Below are 16045 nucleotides of genomic sequence, written 5' to 3'. Positions count from 1 at the left end.
GTGATTTCATGAATGAAGGGTGGGTAAAACTTCATAGATGTTTATTTGAAAAAGCTATATGGCAAAATTCTACACCAGAACACAAGGTTATTCTTATCACCCTTCTAGGAATGGCTAATCATTCTGGTAGAGAATGGGAGTGGAAGGGTAAACAATTTAAAGCAAATCCAGGTATGTTAGTAACTTCACTTGAGAGCATTTGTAACAAGTGTGGCAAAGGAATTTCAATACAAAATGTACGTAGTGCACTAAAAAAATTCGAAAATTATGAATTTCTAACACAGGAAGTAACAAAGACAGGAAGGCTTGTAACCATAGTAAATTGGGGACTTTACCAAGGTGGAAAAGATGAAGGTAACAAACAAACTAACAAAGAGGTAACAAACGACCAACAAAGCACTAACAAAGAGCCAACAAAGAGCCAACAAACAGGTAACAAAGAGGTAACAACTAACAAGAATGATAAGAATATAAAGAATGTTAATAATGACAAAGAATGTGAAGAAGGAAAAGAAATATACACAACTCAACTCCCCCTTTCTTTTCATACTCCTATTCATGAATTAATATTTAATCAATTTGGAGAAACAAGTTATAGAACATGGTTTGAAGATTCAACTGTAGAAGCTAATGATAATTTAATAATTATATCTGTTAAAGAAAAATTTAAGCAGCAGATAATACAGGATAAATATTTAGAGACTATTAAAACAGTAACAGGAAAAGAAATTGAAATTACAGGAGGCATTTAAATGAAGTTTAAAGAGTTTAAATCAGATTGCAATAAAGTTGATGCATTAATAAATAAATGGTTAAGAGAGAACCAAGGTGTAAAAGTTATGGATGTTAACTATGCTGCTAACAACTTTGGCAGTCATGCGCTAGTTAGTTATGAAGAGTAATTCATTATTGTCAGAAAGGGCGAAGAAATATGAATATAAATGTTAGAGTTCTTGGATGGACCGATAAGTGTTGCGGATGTTTAAAAAATATATTAGGAACAGAAAAAGTTTTTATATTAAAAAATATAGCTGGTATACAAGGAACTATACACTTATGTGAAAAATGTATTGGCGATATTGAAAAATCTAAAAATGAAGAGCCAATTTAAGTCAGAAAGGACGAAGAAAATGAATAGGGATGAAGCGAGAAAGTATTTTAAGAGCAAGAATTTAACTTATGATGATATAACATCAGGTGATATATGTGTACTTGCAATGGTTCTTAATAAATCAATAAAAGTAGCTAATAAAAATAATGAGATGTCAGTTAATACAATGCACATGAGCGAAAAGATTAAAAGTAAATATAAATCGAATGGTAAGCTAGTTGAATGCTATTTCTTTATAAATAGTCACTATTTTACAAGAAGAGAATGTATATCTTTCAATAAAGATGGATTTATTGGTTTTTGTGGATGGGCGGACGGAAGCAATACGGCTCCAGTAATAAAAGCATTTATTAAATGGTGTGATTATTTAGCTAAAAGTGAGGATGATAAGAATGAAACCAATTTTATTTAATACAGAAATGGTCCAAGCAATATTAGAGGGTAGAAAGACAACTACAAGAAGAGTTATAAAAGTTGATAAAGATTTAGATTTAATAGGTTACACATGTGAAGATGGTTGTGAATTTAATAAAGCGGCATTTGGAAAAGGAAGCTTTAAAAAGTTATTAGATGCAAAAATTGAAGAAAGAATAAAAGTTCCGTATATGCCAGGAGAAGTACTTTATGTAAGAGAAACATGGGGTATAACAAACCCTATTGGAGACTTTGCAAGAAATAATATGACAGCAGAGTATATGTACAAGGCAGGATATGCAAAAGGTAAGAGAATACCAATTACTCAAGATAAAGAAAAGAATTTAGGAGTTTGGAAACCAAGTATTCATATGCCAAAAGATGCAGCACGTATTTTCTTAAAAGTAACAGATGTAAGAGTTGAAAGACTTCAAGATATTGATTGCGAAACAGTACAAATGGAAGGAATAAAAGTTTGTGACCACTGGTTAATGGGATGGATGGATTTATGGAATAGCACATTAAAGAAAGACCAGTTAGAGCAGTACGGATTCAATGCTAATCCTTATGTTTGGGTAATCGAGTTTGAAAGGTGTGAGAAACCAAATGAGCGATAATGTTGAAAAAGTAGTAGATGAAGTTGTTAATCTACTACAGCATAGAGTAGAAAAATTAAAAGATAGAATTACAGAAGTCTGTGAAAGCGAGGTAGAGCAATGAATAATGTTGCAGTTTTAGGATTTACAGAAACATATCCAAAAATTAATTTAGAACTTAAAGAAAATAAAAAGCAAGATTATGATTTGGTGATATTAGGGTTATATATAGAAAAATGCAAAGATGGATTTAAGGTTAAGAAAATATATAAGACAAGCAAGCAAGGAACAAAAGTAAAATATGAAGCTATAAAAGATAAAAATGATTTTGCTGATTATATAGAAAAAGTTAAGAAATTAGTAGACATACACAATAAGGAATATGGCACAAAATTAGAACTTAGTTAGTTCGGAATATGTAAATTGGACGAACAAAGTGAGGTGAAATAATGTTAGAAATAAATCAAATTTATAATATGGACTGCAGAGCAGGTTTAAAGTTACTAGATGATAACTCTATAGATTGCTGTATAACATCTCCACCTTATTGGGGATTACGAGATTATGGAGTAGATGGACAAATAGGGCTCGAAGAAACTTTACAAGATTATTTAAAAGAAATGGTTGAAGTATTTAGAGAAGTTAAGAGAGTTCTTAAGCCAGAGGGAACATTATGGCTTAATCTTGGTGATAGTTATGTTGGTACTGGTGGAAATAGAAAAAATGAAGTTAAAAATAAAATATTTAATCAACAGCAGTCACATAATCCTAAAGATGGCAGATACGAAAGAATTAAAAAAATAAAAGAAGATGGATTAAAACCTAAAGATTTGATGGGAATACCTTGGAGAGTTGCATTTGCACTCCAGGAAGATGGATGGTATTTAAGAAGTGATATTATTTGGAATAAAACAAATTGTATGCCTGAAGCTGTGAAGGATAGACCTACAAAAGCACATGAATATATGTTTTTACTTACAAAAAGTAATAGATATTATTATGACTATGAAAATATTAAAGAAGATTGTGTAAATGGTGATCCTAATCCACCACGAGGAAGTAAAGGAGTTCTTGGAAATCCTAATAAAGGTGGAAGGTTAAAGGGAAATTCTAAGACTTTTAGAGGTGGCGGAGCATATACACAAAATAGATGTTTTAATAATTCTGCAGAAGTTAAAAGAGAAAGTCATGGCAATAGTCCTAATTTGTTAATGAAGCGTAATAAAAGAACTGTATGGAATATTGCTACAGATAGTTTTAAAGAGGCACATTTTGCTACATTTCCACCAAAATTAATAGAACCTTGTATTATTGCAGGGTGTCCAAAGGATGGAATTATACTAGATGTATTTATGGGGTCCGGAACAACTGGAATGGTGGCCATAAAAAATAATAGAAATTATATAGGATTTGAATTAAATCCGGAATATATTGAAATTGCAAATAAGTATAGGCTAAATGAGGTCCAATTAAAAATAGTTTAGTGCGTCATACTTAGAGTGTAGATTTAACGAATAATAGTGAGGTGATTAAGTGGTACAAATATTAGAGCTATTTGGTGGGATAGGAAGCCCACGAATAGCATTAAGAAACTTAGGAATAGATGTTAAGGCAATAGATTATGTTGAAATAGATGAAAAAGCTGTAAAAAGCTATAATGCAATGTTTGAAAAAGATTTATCATACAAAACCCAATCAGTAATTGGATATAATCTTAAACCCGATATATTAATACATGGTTCACCATGTCAAGACTTTTCTATTGCAGGACACCAAAAGGGAGCAGATGAAGGTAGCGAAACACGATCATCTTTAATGTGGGAAACAATTAATATTATTAAACAAATGGGAGAATGGAAACCAAGAGTTGTTATTTGGGAAAATGTTAAAAATGTTTTATCAAAACACATGATCCATGATTTCAATAAATACCTAGAGGAAATGGAGAAACTAGGGTATACCAATAATTATAAGGTTTTAAATGCAATGCAGTTTGGATTACCTCAGAGTCGTGATAGAGTATTTACTATTAGTTGCCTAGATGGAACAAACTTTAACTTTGAAACTCTTGAAACAATTCCAATGAAAGACATATCAGATTTTTTGGAAGTTGATGTATCTGAAGACTATACAGTAACTCAACCAAGTATATTAAAGGGTATTGGAAGTAAAGGGATTAAAAGAGCAACAGTTATTAAAGATTATGCTTATACAATTACTGAAAGACAAGATAGGTGTCCAGCACAAGTAATTCAATTGGAAAATGGTAAATACAGATTTTTAACTGATTTAGAATGTTGGAGGTTGCAAGGTTATAGCGATGAAGATTATTACAATGCTGCTAAAGTAAACAGTAAAAGAGCATTGTATAAACAAGCAGGTAATAGTATTCCAGTAACGATATTTGAGAGTATATTTAAGCAATTGCTTAGTGCGTAATACTAAAACAGGGTGAAAGAGGGAATGAGTTAATGAAAAAAATAGAAAGTACCATTAATAACTTTAGAAGAAAATTAAATTCAAATGTACAAAAGGAAATTATAAGTACATTTAGTGATAGGGGAAACGAAGAAAAAACTATTAAATACTATTGCAAAGGTGAAAAATTGTAAAAGGCTAAATAGAGAATGAAACTGAAGCTATAGTTGTAAAACTTCATTCTCAATAAATAATCAATTTCACATGAAGGAGGAAAAATAATGAGCAACCTAAACGAAGAAGTAAGTATAAAGCTAGTGGGAAAATTAACATTGTTATTACCTTTTTTAGAACAAAAATTAGATCTACAACTAGAAGTTAAGAGAACTATAGATGAGACTTTGTATAACTATGAAGTACAAACTAAGTGTACAGATTTAGTTTGTAGCGATATAGAGGAAAAGGCTCAATTATATCTTGCTTGCAAAAGATTGGAAGGTTTAAGTAGTAAAACATTATATAATTACAGATTGTTTCTTAATAAGTTAGATCAATATTTTACTAAACCATGCAGCACGATTTCAACAATGGACTTGAGAATGTTCTTAGCTCTATTGGGCAAAGGAAAGCAACCTAGTACTGTTAATGGATATATAACTTGTTTAAAAAACTTCTTTGGATGGTTGCAAAATGAGGAATATATAATAAAAAACCCTGCTTTTAAATTAAAGCAAACTAAAGTCCCTCGAGTAATTTTACAGGGATATAAGGCAGAAAACTTAGAAAAGTTAAGAGAAGCCTGTAAAACAGAAAGAGAAAAATGTCTTTTTGAACTATTAGATTCTACAGCTTGTAGAATATCAGAATTGGACAATATTACTTTAGATGATATTAATTGGTCCGAACAGAGTATAAAAGTTACTGGAAAAGGAAATGCACAAAGAATAGTTTACTTTTCAACTAAAGCTAAACTTCATATGCAGCAGTATATAAGCTCAAGAAAAGGAAATTCAAATTATTTATTTATATCAGAAAAAGCACCATATCAACCAATAGGCACCCGAGCTCTACAGTTAATTATTAAAAAGATAAGAGATAGGACAGATGTAACAGAAAGAGTTCATGCTCACAAATTCAGAAGGACTCAAGCAACTAGATTGTTAAATCAAGGAATGAGAATTGAAGGAGTACAAGGCATATTGGGACATACTACTCCAACTACGACTCAAATATATGCACAACTTTCACAAGAAAACTTGAAAAATGAATATAGAAGATTAGTAGTTTAAATTTATTAAGTATTAAAAGAGAATACAGTCAATTTAAGCGATAGCTGTAATTATAAATTATCAATTGCAAATCAATTAAGAATAGGAAGGAAGAATAAATATGGAAAACATGATTAATTTAGAAACATTTGCTGAAGGAGCATTAGCAGAAAAGGTAAATATGGCACTTAAAGAGGTTCTAGGAAATATTACTGATCCAAATACAGATTGGAAAATTAAAAGAAAATTAACAGTAGATATGACATTAACTACTGGAGAAGATAGAGAACTTACAGAAGTGAATATAATAGCTAAAACTAAACTTGCACCAAGTAAAGCACTATCAGCAAAAATTGTTATTGGAACAGATGGAAAAGGTGGAGTACTTGCATCAGAATACAAAAAGCAAATACCAGGACAAAGCACTATGAGAGTAGATGAAGAAACTGGAGAAATATTAACAACAGCAGAAGAAAAAGCAAGTGATCCAATAGATTTAAGTGGTATTAAATTAGTTAAATAATTAAATCAATATAGCCATGGCAAGGGGCTTAAACCTTGCACATTAATTAAGAAAAGGTGGAAATAAAAATGAGAGAACAAGAAGCATTACAATACTTAGTACAATTAGGAGAAGAAAGTGAACCAATTATTGAATTAGATCAAGGAACTTATTCAAGAGTTAATTTAAATAGAGTTAAACAACCAAGGGCACAAGGATTAAGCATTAGTACATTAACAGGATTCGTGGATTATATTAAGAGCAATATAGATGCAATAGACACTAAGTTATTAATACATGTTGCATCACATAAAAGAGTTGATTTATATGGACCATTAAATACAGATAGAGAAAGAGAGTGTTATTTAGTAGCAGGAGCAGAGCTACCAACTAATATTAGGTATGAGCAATTTTTAGATACAGAGCAATTTAACATTATGCTACAAAGTTCATTTGCAGATAAAGGAGATAAAGAAGTTTTATTAAAATATACAGGGCTTGTAAGAGATGAAGCTGTTAAAACAACTGGTGATGATGGAATAAGTCAAAAGGTAACAGTAAAAACAGGAGTTGCAAGTGTGGCTGAAGCTGTAGTGCCTAATCCAGTAAGTTTAGCACCATATAGAACATTCCCAGAGATAGAACAACCTTTAAGTAAGTTCATATTTAGAATGAAAGATGGTCCAAAAGCAGCAATATTTGAAGCTGATGGAGGAGCATGGAGAAACACAGCAATATTAGGAATTAAAGAATATCTAAAAGAAGCGTTAAAAGAAAATGAAAATATTGAAATAATAGCATAGAAGTGAGGGGATTAATTCCCCTTGCATTAAAAAGTAGGTGAAGTTTTGAAAGTAAAAATAGAAGAATGGCTAATATTAATAGGAATTGGCTCAACAATAACATTAATATGGCAACTATTAGAATTACTTATAGATGGAAGTATAACACCAAGTAACGTAGATAGTATTATAGGAATCATATTAAGTTTTTCATTATATTTTAACTTGAAGAGGGTGAAAGCATGATATTAGCAATAGATCCAGGAAATATAGAAAGTGGAGTAGTTCTTATAAAAGAAAGCAACTTTAAACCATTAATAGCTGAAAAGATAGATAATGAACAATTATTATACAAGATTTGTTCTGGCGAATATGAAGATTTCTGTAGGGAAGAATCTATAAATCATGTCGCTATTGAAATGATAGCATCATATGGAATGGCTGTGGGACAGAGTATATTTGAAACTTGCGTTTTTATAGGAAGGCTTAAGGAAACCATATATTTTACTAATCAGTTAAGTACACCACCAAATTTAAAGTATATCTATAGAAAAGATGAAAAGATTAACTTATGCAACAGTATGAAAGCTAAAGATAGCAATATAATACAAGCTTTAATAGATAGATTTGCACCTAACACAAGTAACAAGGGAAAAGGTACAAAGAAAGAGCAAGGTTGGTTTTATGGATTTAAAAAAGATATATGGCAAGCTTATGCAGTAGGTGTAACTTATCATGATATGTATTTGAAGGAGGATAAATAAATGAATAAATGGGTTGGTATAGGAAGATTAGTCGCAGATGCAGAATTACAATTTACAGCAGGTAAAGGAACAGCTGTAGCAAAATTTAAGGTAGCTATAGATGATGGATATGGAGAACATAAGAAAACAGATTTTATACCAATAGTATTATGGGGTAAAAGTGCTGAGAACTTATCTAGTTATTTAACAAAAGGTACACAGGTAGCTGTAAGTGGAAAGATAAGTACTAGATCATGGGATAAACAAGATGGTACTAAAGGATATGCAACAGAAATTACAGCAGATATGTATGGTGGAATTAAATTGATTGGAGGAAAGAAGAATGATAATTCATCACAAAATAATCCATTTAATGATACGAACTTTGATGAAGATATAACCCCGGTAGATGATGGAGATATGCCATTCTAATGAATACTCAAATAAGTTTTTGGGATAAACCAAAAGTTGTATTTATAGAAAATGATACAAAGTTACATGAAGATTTTAAGAAAAATTCAGTATTTGAATTGTTTATGGAGCAGGAACAAAATTATATTATTTATCATCAAGGAGTATTTTATGGACCGTTAAAAAGTGTATGCAGAAAAGAAAGTATTAACTAATTAAATAGAGAATAAGAGCAATAGCAATATAGTTATAAACCCTTATTCTCAAATAATTATCAATTTCAAAATAAGAGGAGTAATAAAAATGAAAGATTATGTAGAAAATAGGGTAAAGGAAGTAACTAAGTTTACAGTTGGAACTAAATATGATGTCTACAAGAAAGCTATAGCAGAATATGGAGAGTATGGACAATTAGATATTGTTATAGAGGAAATGGCAGAACTAACACAAGCTATTTCTAAGTTTAAAAGAGGTAAGATTCACAATGTAGAAGAAGAAGTCGCAGACGTAGAAATAATGTTGGAACAAATGAAATTGATATTTGATTCTAATAAAATAGAAGGTATTAAGCAAGAAAAGATTTTAAGATTAGAACAAAGGTTAAAGGAGAGTTAGGTCATGACACCAAAAGAGCTTACAGAATTAACAATAAAGGATATAGCAGCTAGAAGAGCAAAAGCTGATAGAGAATTTTATGCTTATCAAAAAGAAAGTGGAGTAAGAAGAAAAAAATCTTCTAATGTAAGATTTGGTGGATATAGGTGGTAAATATCCTAATAGACTTCAGGGAGGTATAGGATGCAAAAATATAAAAGAATACTTTATAAGGAAACAGAAGATAAATTATATAAATATTTCAATAGAGAGAGGATATACAAAGGTCTGAATAGTCAATTAACTGTATTAAATAAACAGTTAATTGACTTAAACAATGAACTAAAAAATTGCAAGTATATTAATGTAGATGAAGAATCATCATCACCAGGGTTTGATGAAAGAGTTCAAACATCATCTAGTTGTACAAGTTATGTTGAAAGTCAAGTAATTAAGTTGACAGATATGAAGTTAAGAAGAAAAGAAAAAAAAGAATTGGAAAGAGAAAATATATTAAGTCAATTAGGTGATCTTGAATCAATAGTAGCAGAAATGGAATGGAAAGTAGGACAACTTAGGGATAATTATAAAAAAATGCTTTCTATGATATATAAAGATAACATGAACGAGGTTCAAATATCTTTTAAACTGCATCTAAGCCAAAGCCAAGTGAATAAGAGAAAGAATAAGATACTAGAGCATATATTTATGTGGGAGAAATGGAATTAAATAATTTGTAGATAGGAGGAATGATTTTGATTTTAGAAGAAGCTTTAAAATTTGTAAAAGAAAATGGATATATAGTAATAAAACCAACTAAACAACAATTAAAAGATATGAAGATATGTGATGAATGTGAAGGGAATTGCGAATGTGTGGAATGTACTTGTAAAATTTGTTTATTTGAATAATAATTTATAATTCTAAAGTTTGGTACCGACATAATTGTCGGTACCAGTATGTAGAAAGGAAGAAAAAGTATGGATATAAAATTAAAAGACATATTTAAATGTATCAGAACTTATCAGGTAGTTAGGATTAAAGAAAATAATACTGGAGAAAGTTTTTATCCTAACTATAGTGACATAGCCGATTATGCAGAATATTTTGTAACTGAAATACAAAGTGAAGATGATAAATTAGTGGTTTATATACAAGAAACAATATAGAGACAATGTATATTGGGAGAAGTATAGTGAGGTGATAAAGTTGGTAGATAATGATAAATTGGAAGCAAAAGAAAGAATAAATTTCTTTTTGAATATGCTACAAAGAACTATGAAAACTTGTGAAATGAAGATAGGTTTTGATTTGAAAGAAAATAAATTAATTATACAAGATGTACAAACAGAATTATTCAGCAGAGTTGAGTTAGGAGAATTGAATAATTATTAATTTACAATATTAAGTTGGTAAATAAGAAAAACCTTAAAGGGTGGAATAATTTTGGAATAAAAGAAGAATAATTTTCTAAGATTAAAGCTTTAAAATAGTAAGTGTAAAGAATTAAATTTAAACCTCTCATAAATTCTCAATACCCTTTTATAAATATCCTATACAACTGAAATCTCAAGTATAAACTTAAGACATTACTAGGTTGTATGGGGTATTTTTGTTATGCTTATAGACCAGTAGGGTTTTATCCTCCTAATTAAATTTAAATGTGAAAGGTAGGTGTAAACCTCCAGACACGATATATAGTACATCAACTCTACTGGTTTTATTTGTTATAATATGAAGAATGCTGTATAATTATTAAAAAAGGAGGGAGAATAGTGGGAGCGTTTAATGAATTAGACTACTTAGATGGAAATATAGATAATTATGATGATTACTGCATTAAAAATGGATTATCAAAAATAGAAGAATGTCCATTATGTTACAAAGGGATATTACCTAATATGTATGGAGAGATATTATCATCAGATAGACTCACTAAAATTGCTATATTAGAATGTCCAACTTGCAAAGAAGTTTTCATAGTGAAATATGTTTATTATAATGGTGTTGAAGGAGAAAATGAATGCTGGGGTTATGGAATAAAAGATATTTTCCCTAAGAATTCAATCAAAAAAATATTTGATGACCAAATAAATGAAATATCACAAAAATTCATTGATACATATAATCAATCCCTAATAGCAGAAACACATGGCTTAGATGAAATAGCTGGAATGGGGTATCGTAAATCTTTAGAATATCTTATTAAGGATTATATAATATATAATAATCCTGAAAAAGAAGAGGAAGTTAAAAAAATGATGCTTGGAAAATGTATTAATACTATGGTTGATAATCCGAAAATTCAAAAAATGGCTAAAGGAGCAACTTGGCTAGGGAATGATGCAACACATTATGTTCAAAAATGGGCAGATAAAGATATAGATGATTTAAAGAAATTAATTGATTTAACTGTATATTGGATAATTTATGAAATGAAAACAAGAGAATATGAAGAAATAATGAAATTATAAGAACTCTAGAAATAGGGTTCTTTTTAATGCAATAAAACAGAAAGTAGGTGAGAAATATGATTACAGTAATAGCATGGATAGCATTAATGTATGCTACATTAAGCGCAACTCTCAATTTTATAGATACATTTAAAAAAGAACTTGTAGTTGATAGAATACTATCCTTTATAACAACTATTATTCAATCATTAACAGCATACTTAGCTTATTATGTTTTAATTATGATTTAAAAGCCATGAAGTGTGATAGAAATAAACTTAAAGATGTACTTAAGGTTAATTTAAATACTTTAAAGCAGATAGAAAGAAGAAATAACCTACAGATAAGACTTAAAAAGGTTGGTTATGATCTCATAGATAAATACAAAGAAAAGAATAAGTATATCTATGAAATAAAGAAAACTACTGATGAATCATACAAGAAACTTAAAAACATAATTAATAGTACTTATAACTCTAATAGAGCAGATAAGTTTGTAACATACTTTAATATAAGAACATTAGAAGAACCCAATACAGTAAAGGATATAGCTAGTAAATCAGATGTTACAGAAAAAACAATAATAAAGTGGGATAACACTCTCCAGGATAAAAGGATAATATATAAGGATGGTTATTACTACTTTAGATTATGCAAAGATACTAGAGAAGTGCAGCAATGTAGCATAGAAGAATATAAGTCTTTCTGGAAGAACAAAGCTTATATAAATGCTTTCTTTAAGCTCCAGGATAAGTATATAAATGGAGAAATAACACTTACAGAACTTCAACTATCAAGTGGAGAAATAGCTGTAATAATAAGTACTATAGAAAACAAGTATTACTTCAAAGTTAAAAAATATAAAGTTAATAAGGAAAATCAATTATATATGGAAACTAAGAAACTAATTAATGAAATAGAAAAGGGTACGAAATAGGCTATAAACTACATGCTATAAATTAATACTTAACATGTAACTATAGGTTAAAAACGTACCCCTTTTTATAATGCTATTTATATTAATTCATATATGCTTATTAGCTTATATAAGAAGGTATTTAATTAGATGATAAATTATATTAGAAAGTATTTAAAGTTTGTCTATGAATCTAATAGATGAGTAGAAATATATATTATATGTTACATTTAATAAAAATTAATGTGATGATGTGACTAATACAATCAAGGAGGTGTTTAAGTACTATGTTAACAGAACAACAAAGAGAATGTATAGATCAATTATGCATTGGAACTAAGACGATTCAAGAGATTGCAAATGATATAGGATGTCGTAGAGAAACAATAAGTAGGTGGAAGAATCAAGATGAAGAATTTAAGGCAGAGCTTAACAAGCGCTCACATGATTTTGATAATGGGATAATTGATGAAGCCAAGCGATCTTATACGAGAATATTAGGTGAAGCCATTGAAAATATTAGAGAAATAGCTAATGACAAGGAAGTCGACGCTGGAACTAGGTTAAAAGCTAATGTCGAGATAGTAGATAGAACGTTAGGCAAGGCAACTACTAAGATAGAACAATCATCTACAGGAGATAAGAATAATCCACCAGTAAGCATAGATGATATGTTGAAGCAAGTACAAAAGGATAATGTTATTGAGTTGCCTAAAGATAAAGCTAAGTAGATAGTATCGGAAAGTATACTTTTCAATACCATAGAAATGCTTACCTAGTTAATGGGTTTAAGGAATATAAAACAATATAAAAAGGTATCGAAATATTGTGTTGACATTACGATACTATGGGAGTAAGATAAAATTATAGAGAATAAAAACATGATAGGGGTATATTCTAAATTACAGAATATCAAAAACCTGTCACTAAGCTCTATAAAATTTTATTATATTTTTTAAACTGGGGGTATTGAGATGTTATATTTTGCTTACCATAGAACTTCAACGCATGAACAACACTTAGATAGAGGTATTAAAGAAATTAATGAGTTTATTTCTAAAGAAAATATTAGTTTAATAAATGAGATTTATACAGACAAACAAACTGGAAAGAATTTTAATCGACCATACTATGATGATTTGATTAAAGATATGGATCTTGTTAAAAAAGCCAATCCTAATGAATGCATTGCATTAATAGTTACTGAACTTGATAGATTGGGTAGAAATAAACAACTTATTTTAAAAGAAATAAGGAAAATGAAAGATAATGGTATAAGACTAATGGTTTTAGAAATACCAACAACTCTTATTGAATTACCTAAAGATTCTAATATAGCCAATATGATAATGGAGACTATAAATAATATGCTTATAGAAATGTATGCTTCATTTGCTCAGGCTGAAATAGAAAAAAAAGAGAAAAGACAAAGTGAAGGTATTGCTGCTAAAAAAGCTAGAGGTGAATGGGGTGATTATGGTAGACCAAGAGCATTAGATTTTAAAGAATTTGTTAAGGAATATAAACGAGTTCTTGATGGATCTATTAAACCTACTGAATGTATGAAACTATTAGATATTACTAAACCAACTTATTATAGATATAGAAAAGAATATGAAGAAAAACAATAAATTGGGAAATTAGCACTTAGAGTTTATCTAGGTGCTTTTATTATGTCGGGATGTCGCAATTGGTAGACGAGTCAGGGGGCATGCAATAAAAAAGACCTGATGTTTATAGGTTCAAATCCTATTTCTGACACCATTAAGATAGTTTGAATTTTGAAATTTTAATAAAAGGGGCGATAAATCATGAAAATAGAGAATATACAAATACGAAGTATAGAATATGAATATGAACTTTTTTAGGAAGTAGCTATGTTATAAGAGCTGCCAATGTAAGAGTTAATTATAATAATGTTGACTTACGTTGCAGTATAGAAACTGATAAGGAACTAACTAATGAAGAAATTAGAAGGAAATTAATATTTAAATTAGAGTAATATATGCAAAGATTAAGTGAAAGTAGGAGGTGCCAAGATGATTTACTTTGATAATTTGAAATTTGATACAGAAATTAAATATGAAGTTTATTTGCTTAATAAATATTTAACTAAGCATTATAATAGTAAAACATCTAAAGCACTCATGGAAGCTAATAATAGTGATTTAGATGAACTTGCAAGGGCACTAGGTGAAATAGATATTGAATTTTTCTGTTTGTATTTTATGAGTGATACATTTGTTGTAAAGGACTCTAATGTAGCTAGGCAATTATCTAAAGGACATTATGAGCTTTGGGATATAGCAAATGATATTTTTATAGAAGATAAGCATGATAAGGCTTGTGTAATAGAACCGCGTGGTATGGCCAAGACTACGATATTTGATATGGCTGTTGGAATATGGTTGCACTGCTATCAAAAGAGTTTATATACACTTATCGGGGCCAAGACTGATACTGATGCAACACAATTCTTAGACTCTATTAAAAATCAATTTAATGAAAATAAAAAGATAATTAAGGTATTTGGAAAACTTATTAATGGTAAAAAGGTAAAATCAAATGGAGAAAGATACACTATAAATGCTAATGAGGTAGAGTTCGTAAATGGAACTTATATTAGGACAGTCGGATCTGGAACTTCCGTAAGGGGTACAAAATGGGGAGAGATAAGACCAACAGTATTTATCGGTGATGACTTCCAAGATGAAAAGAATATTTTAACTGATGCTGCAAGGGATAAACAGTATTCTAAATGGACTAAGGAAATTGAAGAAGTTGGAGATAAGGCTGTATTTAGAAATGGTAAAAAGATAAAATCTGCTACTAAAGTAATAGCAATTGGTACTGTGCTTCATATTGATTGTCTTATGAGCCGATTGAGTAGAAATAATGATTATTATACTATTTTAAGGCGTGCAATAATATTAGAACCAGGGCAAACCGTAGAGGATATTTTTGAATATGGAGAAACCGTTGAAGATGAATTTAAACCTGGTTTATGGTTACAATGCCATGATATTTATTTTGATGAAAAGCTTAATAAAGATGAAAGAAAAGCTAAAGCAAAGCAATTCTATGAGGACCACAAAGAAGAAATGCAATTTCAAGTATGGTGGCCTGAGAAATGGGATTGTTTTAATGATTTGGCTGTTAAGTATTGGGAAAATAGAGTTGCTTTTATGAGTGAGCTTATGAATGATGCTTCTAGTATTGGTGAAAAGTGGTTCAAGAGTGTTAGAACTCAAACTAAGGAAGAAATTGAAACACATGACTTTACTAAAACTATGCTTAGTGTGGATCCAGCAAGTACTACTAATAAAAAATCAGATAGCACAAATATTATGGTTGGAAGTAAAGCAACTAATGATTTTACTTATATAAGAGATATAGTCCATAGGAAAATGACATTTAATCAATACTGTGAAAAGGTTGTTGAAGTACTTGAAAGAAATTTAGATGCTACTCATATTAATGTTGAAAAAAATACTTATCAAGGTGCTGATGTAATTAAAATTAAAGAATTAATTGCAGCAAGTGAAATACTTAAAAATAAAAAATATGAGTGGATTAATGAAATGCAAAAGAAAAATAAGGATGAAAAAATAAGCACTATTGTAGATCCAGTAAACAATGGACAAATTATTATTGCATCTGATTGTGAAGATAGTAAAGCTGCTATTGATGAAATATTAGATTTCCAAGGTCAATTATATTCAGTTCATGATGATGCACCTGATAATTTGGCTGAGTTAGAAAATAAAATAAAGACAATACAAACTATTGGAAAAGTTACTATTCTTGATAGAAGAAAATTTGGTTTATAGGAGGTGA

The 16045-nt window shown here is 29.5% G+C and carries 28 protein-coding genes and 1 tRNA gene; all 29 read left to right on the top strand.

Features of this window, described 5'->3' with window-relative positions; genetic code table 11:
• Positions 1-8 precede the first annotated feature (8 nt).
• Positions 9-752, top strand: coding sequence for a DnaA N-terminal domain-containing protein (locus tag RYM86_RS12365; protein ID WP_315080821.1), 744 nt, complete (start codon positions 9-11; stop codon positions 750-752).
• Positions 753-902, top strand: a complete 150-nt coding sequence (locus RYM86_RS12360) for a hypothetical protein (RefSeq protein ID WP_315080820.1) — start codon at positions 753-755, stop codon at positions 900-902.
• A 29-nt stretch (positions 903-931) separates the two neighbouring features.
• Complete coding sequence (locus tag RYM86_RS12355; protein WP_315080819.1) at positions 932-1111, top strand: hypothetical protein; 180 nt, start codon at positions 932-934, stop codon at positions 1109-1111.
• Between the two features lie 19 nt (positions 1112-1130).
• Positions 1131-1523 (top strand): hypothetical protein, encoded by a 393-nt coding sequence (locus tag RYM86_RS12350; RefSeq protein ID WP_315080818.1) that lies wholly within the window; start codon positions 1131-1133, stop codon positions 1521-1523.
• Entirely contained in the window at positions 1504-2142 is a 639-nt protein-coding gene (locus RYM86_RS12345) for a hypothetical protein (protein ID WP_315080816.1), read from the top strand. Before RYM86_RS12350 ends, RYM86_RS12345 begins: the two co-directional genes overlap by 20 nt.
• Before the next feature lie 99 nt (positions 2143-2241).
• Positions 2242-2529 carry a hypothetical protein gene (locus RYM86_RS12340; protein WP_315080815.1) on the top strand — a complete coding sequence of 96 codons (288 nt, stop codon included), beginning with the start codon at positions 2242-2244 and terminating at the stop codon, positions 2527-2529.
• 41 nt (positions 2530-2570) lie between these two features.
• Positions 2571-3605, top strand: a complete 1035-nt coding sequence (locus tag RYM86_RS12335; RefSeq protein ID WP_315080814.1) for a site-specific DNA-methyltransferase — start codon at positions 2571-2573, stop codon at positions 3603-3605.
• A gap of 49 nt (positions 3606-3654) precedes the next feature.
• Positions 3655-4560: a DNA cytosine methyltransferase gene (locus RYM86_RS12330; RefSeq protein ID WP_315080813.1), complete on the top strand. Its 906-nt coding sequence runs from the start codon at positions 3655-3657 to the stop codon at positions 4558-4560.
• 32 nt (positions 4561-4592) lie between these two features.
• Positions 4593-4733, top strand: coding sequence for a hypothetical protein (locus tag RYM86_RS12325; protein WP_315080812.1), 141 nt, complete (start codon positions 4593-4595; stop codon positions 4731-4733).
• 87 nt (positions 4734-4820) lie between these two features.
• Positions 4821-5828: a tyrosine-type recombinase/integrase gene (locus tag RYM86_RS12320; RefSeq protein ID WP_315080811.1), complete on the top strand. Its 1008-nt coding sequence runs from the start codon at positions 4821-4823 to the stop codon at positions 5826-5828.
• 100 nt (positions 5829-5928) lie between these two features.
• The gene (locus RYM86_RS12315) at positions 5929-6330 is read left to right on the top strand and encodes a replication terminator protein (RefSeq protein WP_315080809.1); all 402 of its coding nucleotides are present in this window, start codon (positions 5929-5931) and stop codon (positions 6328-6330) included.
• Positions 6331-6398: 68 nt separating this feature from the next.
• A complete protein-coding gene (locus RYM86_RS12310; protein WP_315080807.1) occupies positions 6399-7112 on the top strand; it encodes a hypothetical protein in 714 nt (237 codons plus the stop codon).
• Positions 7113-7157: 45 nt separating this feature from the next.
• On the top strand, positions 7158-7337 hold the full coding sequence (locus RYM86_RS12305; protein ID WP_315080805.1) for a hypothetical protein: 180 nt from the start codon (positions 7158-7160) through the stop codon (positions 7335-7337).
• Positions 7334-7855 (top strand): hypothetical protein, encoded by a 522-nt coding sequence (locus tag RYM86_RS12300; RefSeq protein WP_315080804.1) that lies wholly within the window; start codon positions 7334-7336, stop codon positions 7853-7855. The genes RYM86_RS12305 and RYM86_RS12300 overlap by 4 nt, the downstream gene beginning before the upstream one ends.
• Positions 7856-8266: a single-stranded DNA-binding protein gene (locus RYM86_RS12295; RefSeq protein ID WP_315080803.1), complete on the top strand. Its 411-nt coding sequence runs from the start codon at positions 7856-7858 to the stop codon at positions 8264-8266.
• Complete coding sequence (locus RYM86_RS12290; protein WP_315080802.1) at positions 8266-8460, top strand: hypothetical protein; 195 nt, start codon at positions 8266-8268, stop codon at positions 8458-8460. Before RYM86_RS12295 ends, RYM86_RS12290 begins: the two co-directional genes overlap by 1 nt.
• Before the next feature lie 88 nt (positions 8461-8548).
• Positions 8549-8860, top strand: a complete 312-nt coding sequence (locus RYM86_RS12285; RefSeq protein WP_315080801.1) for a hypothetical protein — start codon at positions 8549-8551, stop codon at positions 8858-8860.
• 3 nt (positions 8861-8863) lie between these two features.
• Entirely contained in the window at positions 8864-9013 is a 150-nt protein-coding gene (locus tag RYM86_RS12280; RefSeq protein WP_315080800.1) for a hypothetical protein, read from the top strand.
• Between the two features lie 30 nt (positions 9014-9043).
• Positions 9044-9568, top strand: coding sequence for a hypothetical protein (locus RYM86_RS12275; protein WP_315080798.1), 525 nt, complete (start codon positions 9044-9046; stop codon positions 9566-9568).
• A gap of 26 nt (positions 9569-9594) precedes the next feature.
• Positions 9595-9750, top strand: a complete 156-nt coding sequence (locus RYM86_RS12270) for a hypothetical protein (protein ID WP_315080796.1) — start codon at positions 9595-9597, stop codon at positions 9748-9750.
• 69 nt (positions 9751-9819) lie between these two features.
• Positions 9820-10008 carry a hypothetical protein gene (locus RYM86_RS12265; RefSeq protein WP_315080794.1) on the top strand — a complete coding sequence of 63 codons (189 nt, stop codon included), beginning with the start codon at positions 9820-9822 and terminating at the stop codon, positions 10006-10008.
• A 31-nt stretch (positions 10009-10039) separates the two neighbouring features.
• On the top strand, positions 10040-10234 hold the full coding sequence (locus RYM86_RS12260) for a hypothetical protein (RefSeq protein WP_315080792.1): 195 nt from the start codon (positions 10040-10042) through the stop codon (positions 10232-10234).
• Between the two features lie 380 nt (positions 10235-10614).
• Entirely contained in the window at positions 10615-11313 is a 699-nt protein-coding gene (locus RYM86_RS12255; protein ID WP_315080791.1) for a hypothetical protein, read from the top strand.
• Between the two features lie 56 nt (positions 11314-11369).
• Positions 11370-11543, top strand: a complete 174-nt coding sequence (locus tag RYM86_RS12250; protein ID WP_315080789.1) for a hypothetical protein — start codon at positions 11370-11372, stop codon at positions 11541-11543.
• 5 nt (positions 11544-11548) lie between these two features.
• Entirely contained in the window at positions 11549-12229 is a 681-nt protein-coding gene (locus RYM86_RS12245; RefSeq protein ID WP_315080788.1) for a hypothetical protein, read from the top strand.
• A gap of 266 nt (positions 12230-12495) precedes the next feature.
• Positions 12496-12939, top strand: coding sequence for a hypothetical protein (locus tag RYM86_RS12240; RefSeq protein ID WP_315080786.1), 444 nt, complete (start codon positions 12496-12498; stop codon positions 12937-12939).
• A 243-nt stretch (positions 12940-13182) separates the two neighbouring features.
• Positions 13183-13839: a recombinase family protein gene (locus tag RYM86_RS12235; protein WP_315080784.1), complete on the top strand. Its 657-nt coding sequence runs from the start codon at positions 13183-13185 to the stop codon at positions 13837-13839.
• 44 nt (positions 13840-13883) lie between these two features.
• A tRNA-OTHER gene (locus tag RYM86_RS12230) sits at positions 13884-13972 on the top strand.
• Between the two features lie 275 nt (positions 13973-14247).
• The gene (locus tag RYM86_RS12225) at positions 14248-16038 is read left to right on the top strand and encodes a terminase (protein ID WP_315080782.1); all 1791 of its coding nucleotides are present in this window, start codon (positions 14248-14250) and stop codon (positions 16036-16038) included.
• Positions 16039-16045 lie beyond the last annotated feature (7 nt).

This window comes from uncultured Clostridium sp. (genome assembly GCF_963527835.1).
GTDB lineage: Bacteria > Bacillota > Clostridia > Clostridiales > Clostridiaceae > Clostridium.
Note: the sequence above shows the minus strand (reverse complement) of the source record. Positions and strands in the feature narration are given on the sequence as shown.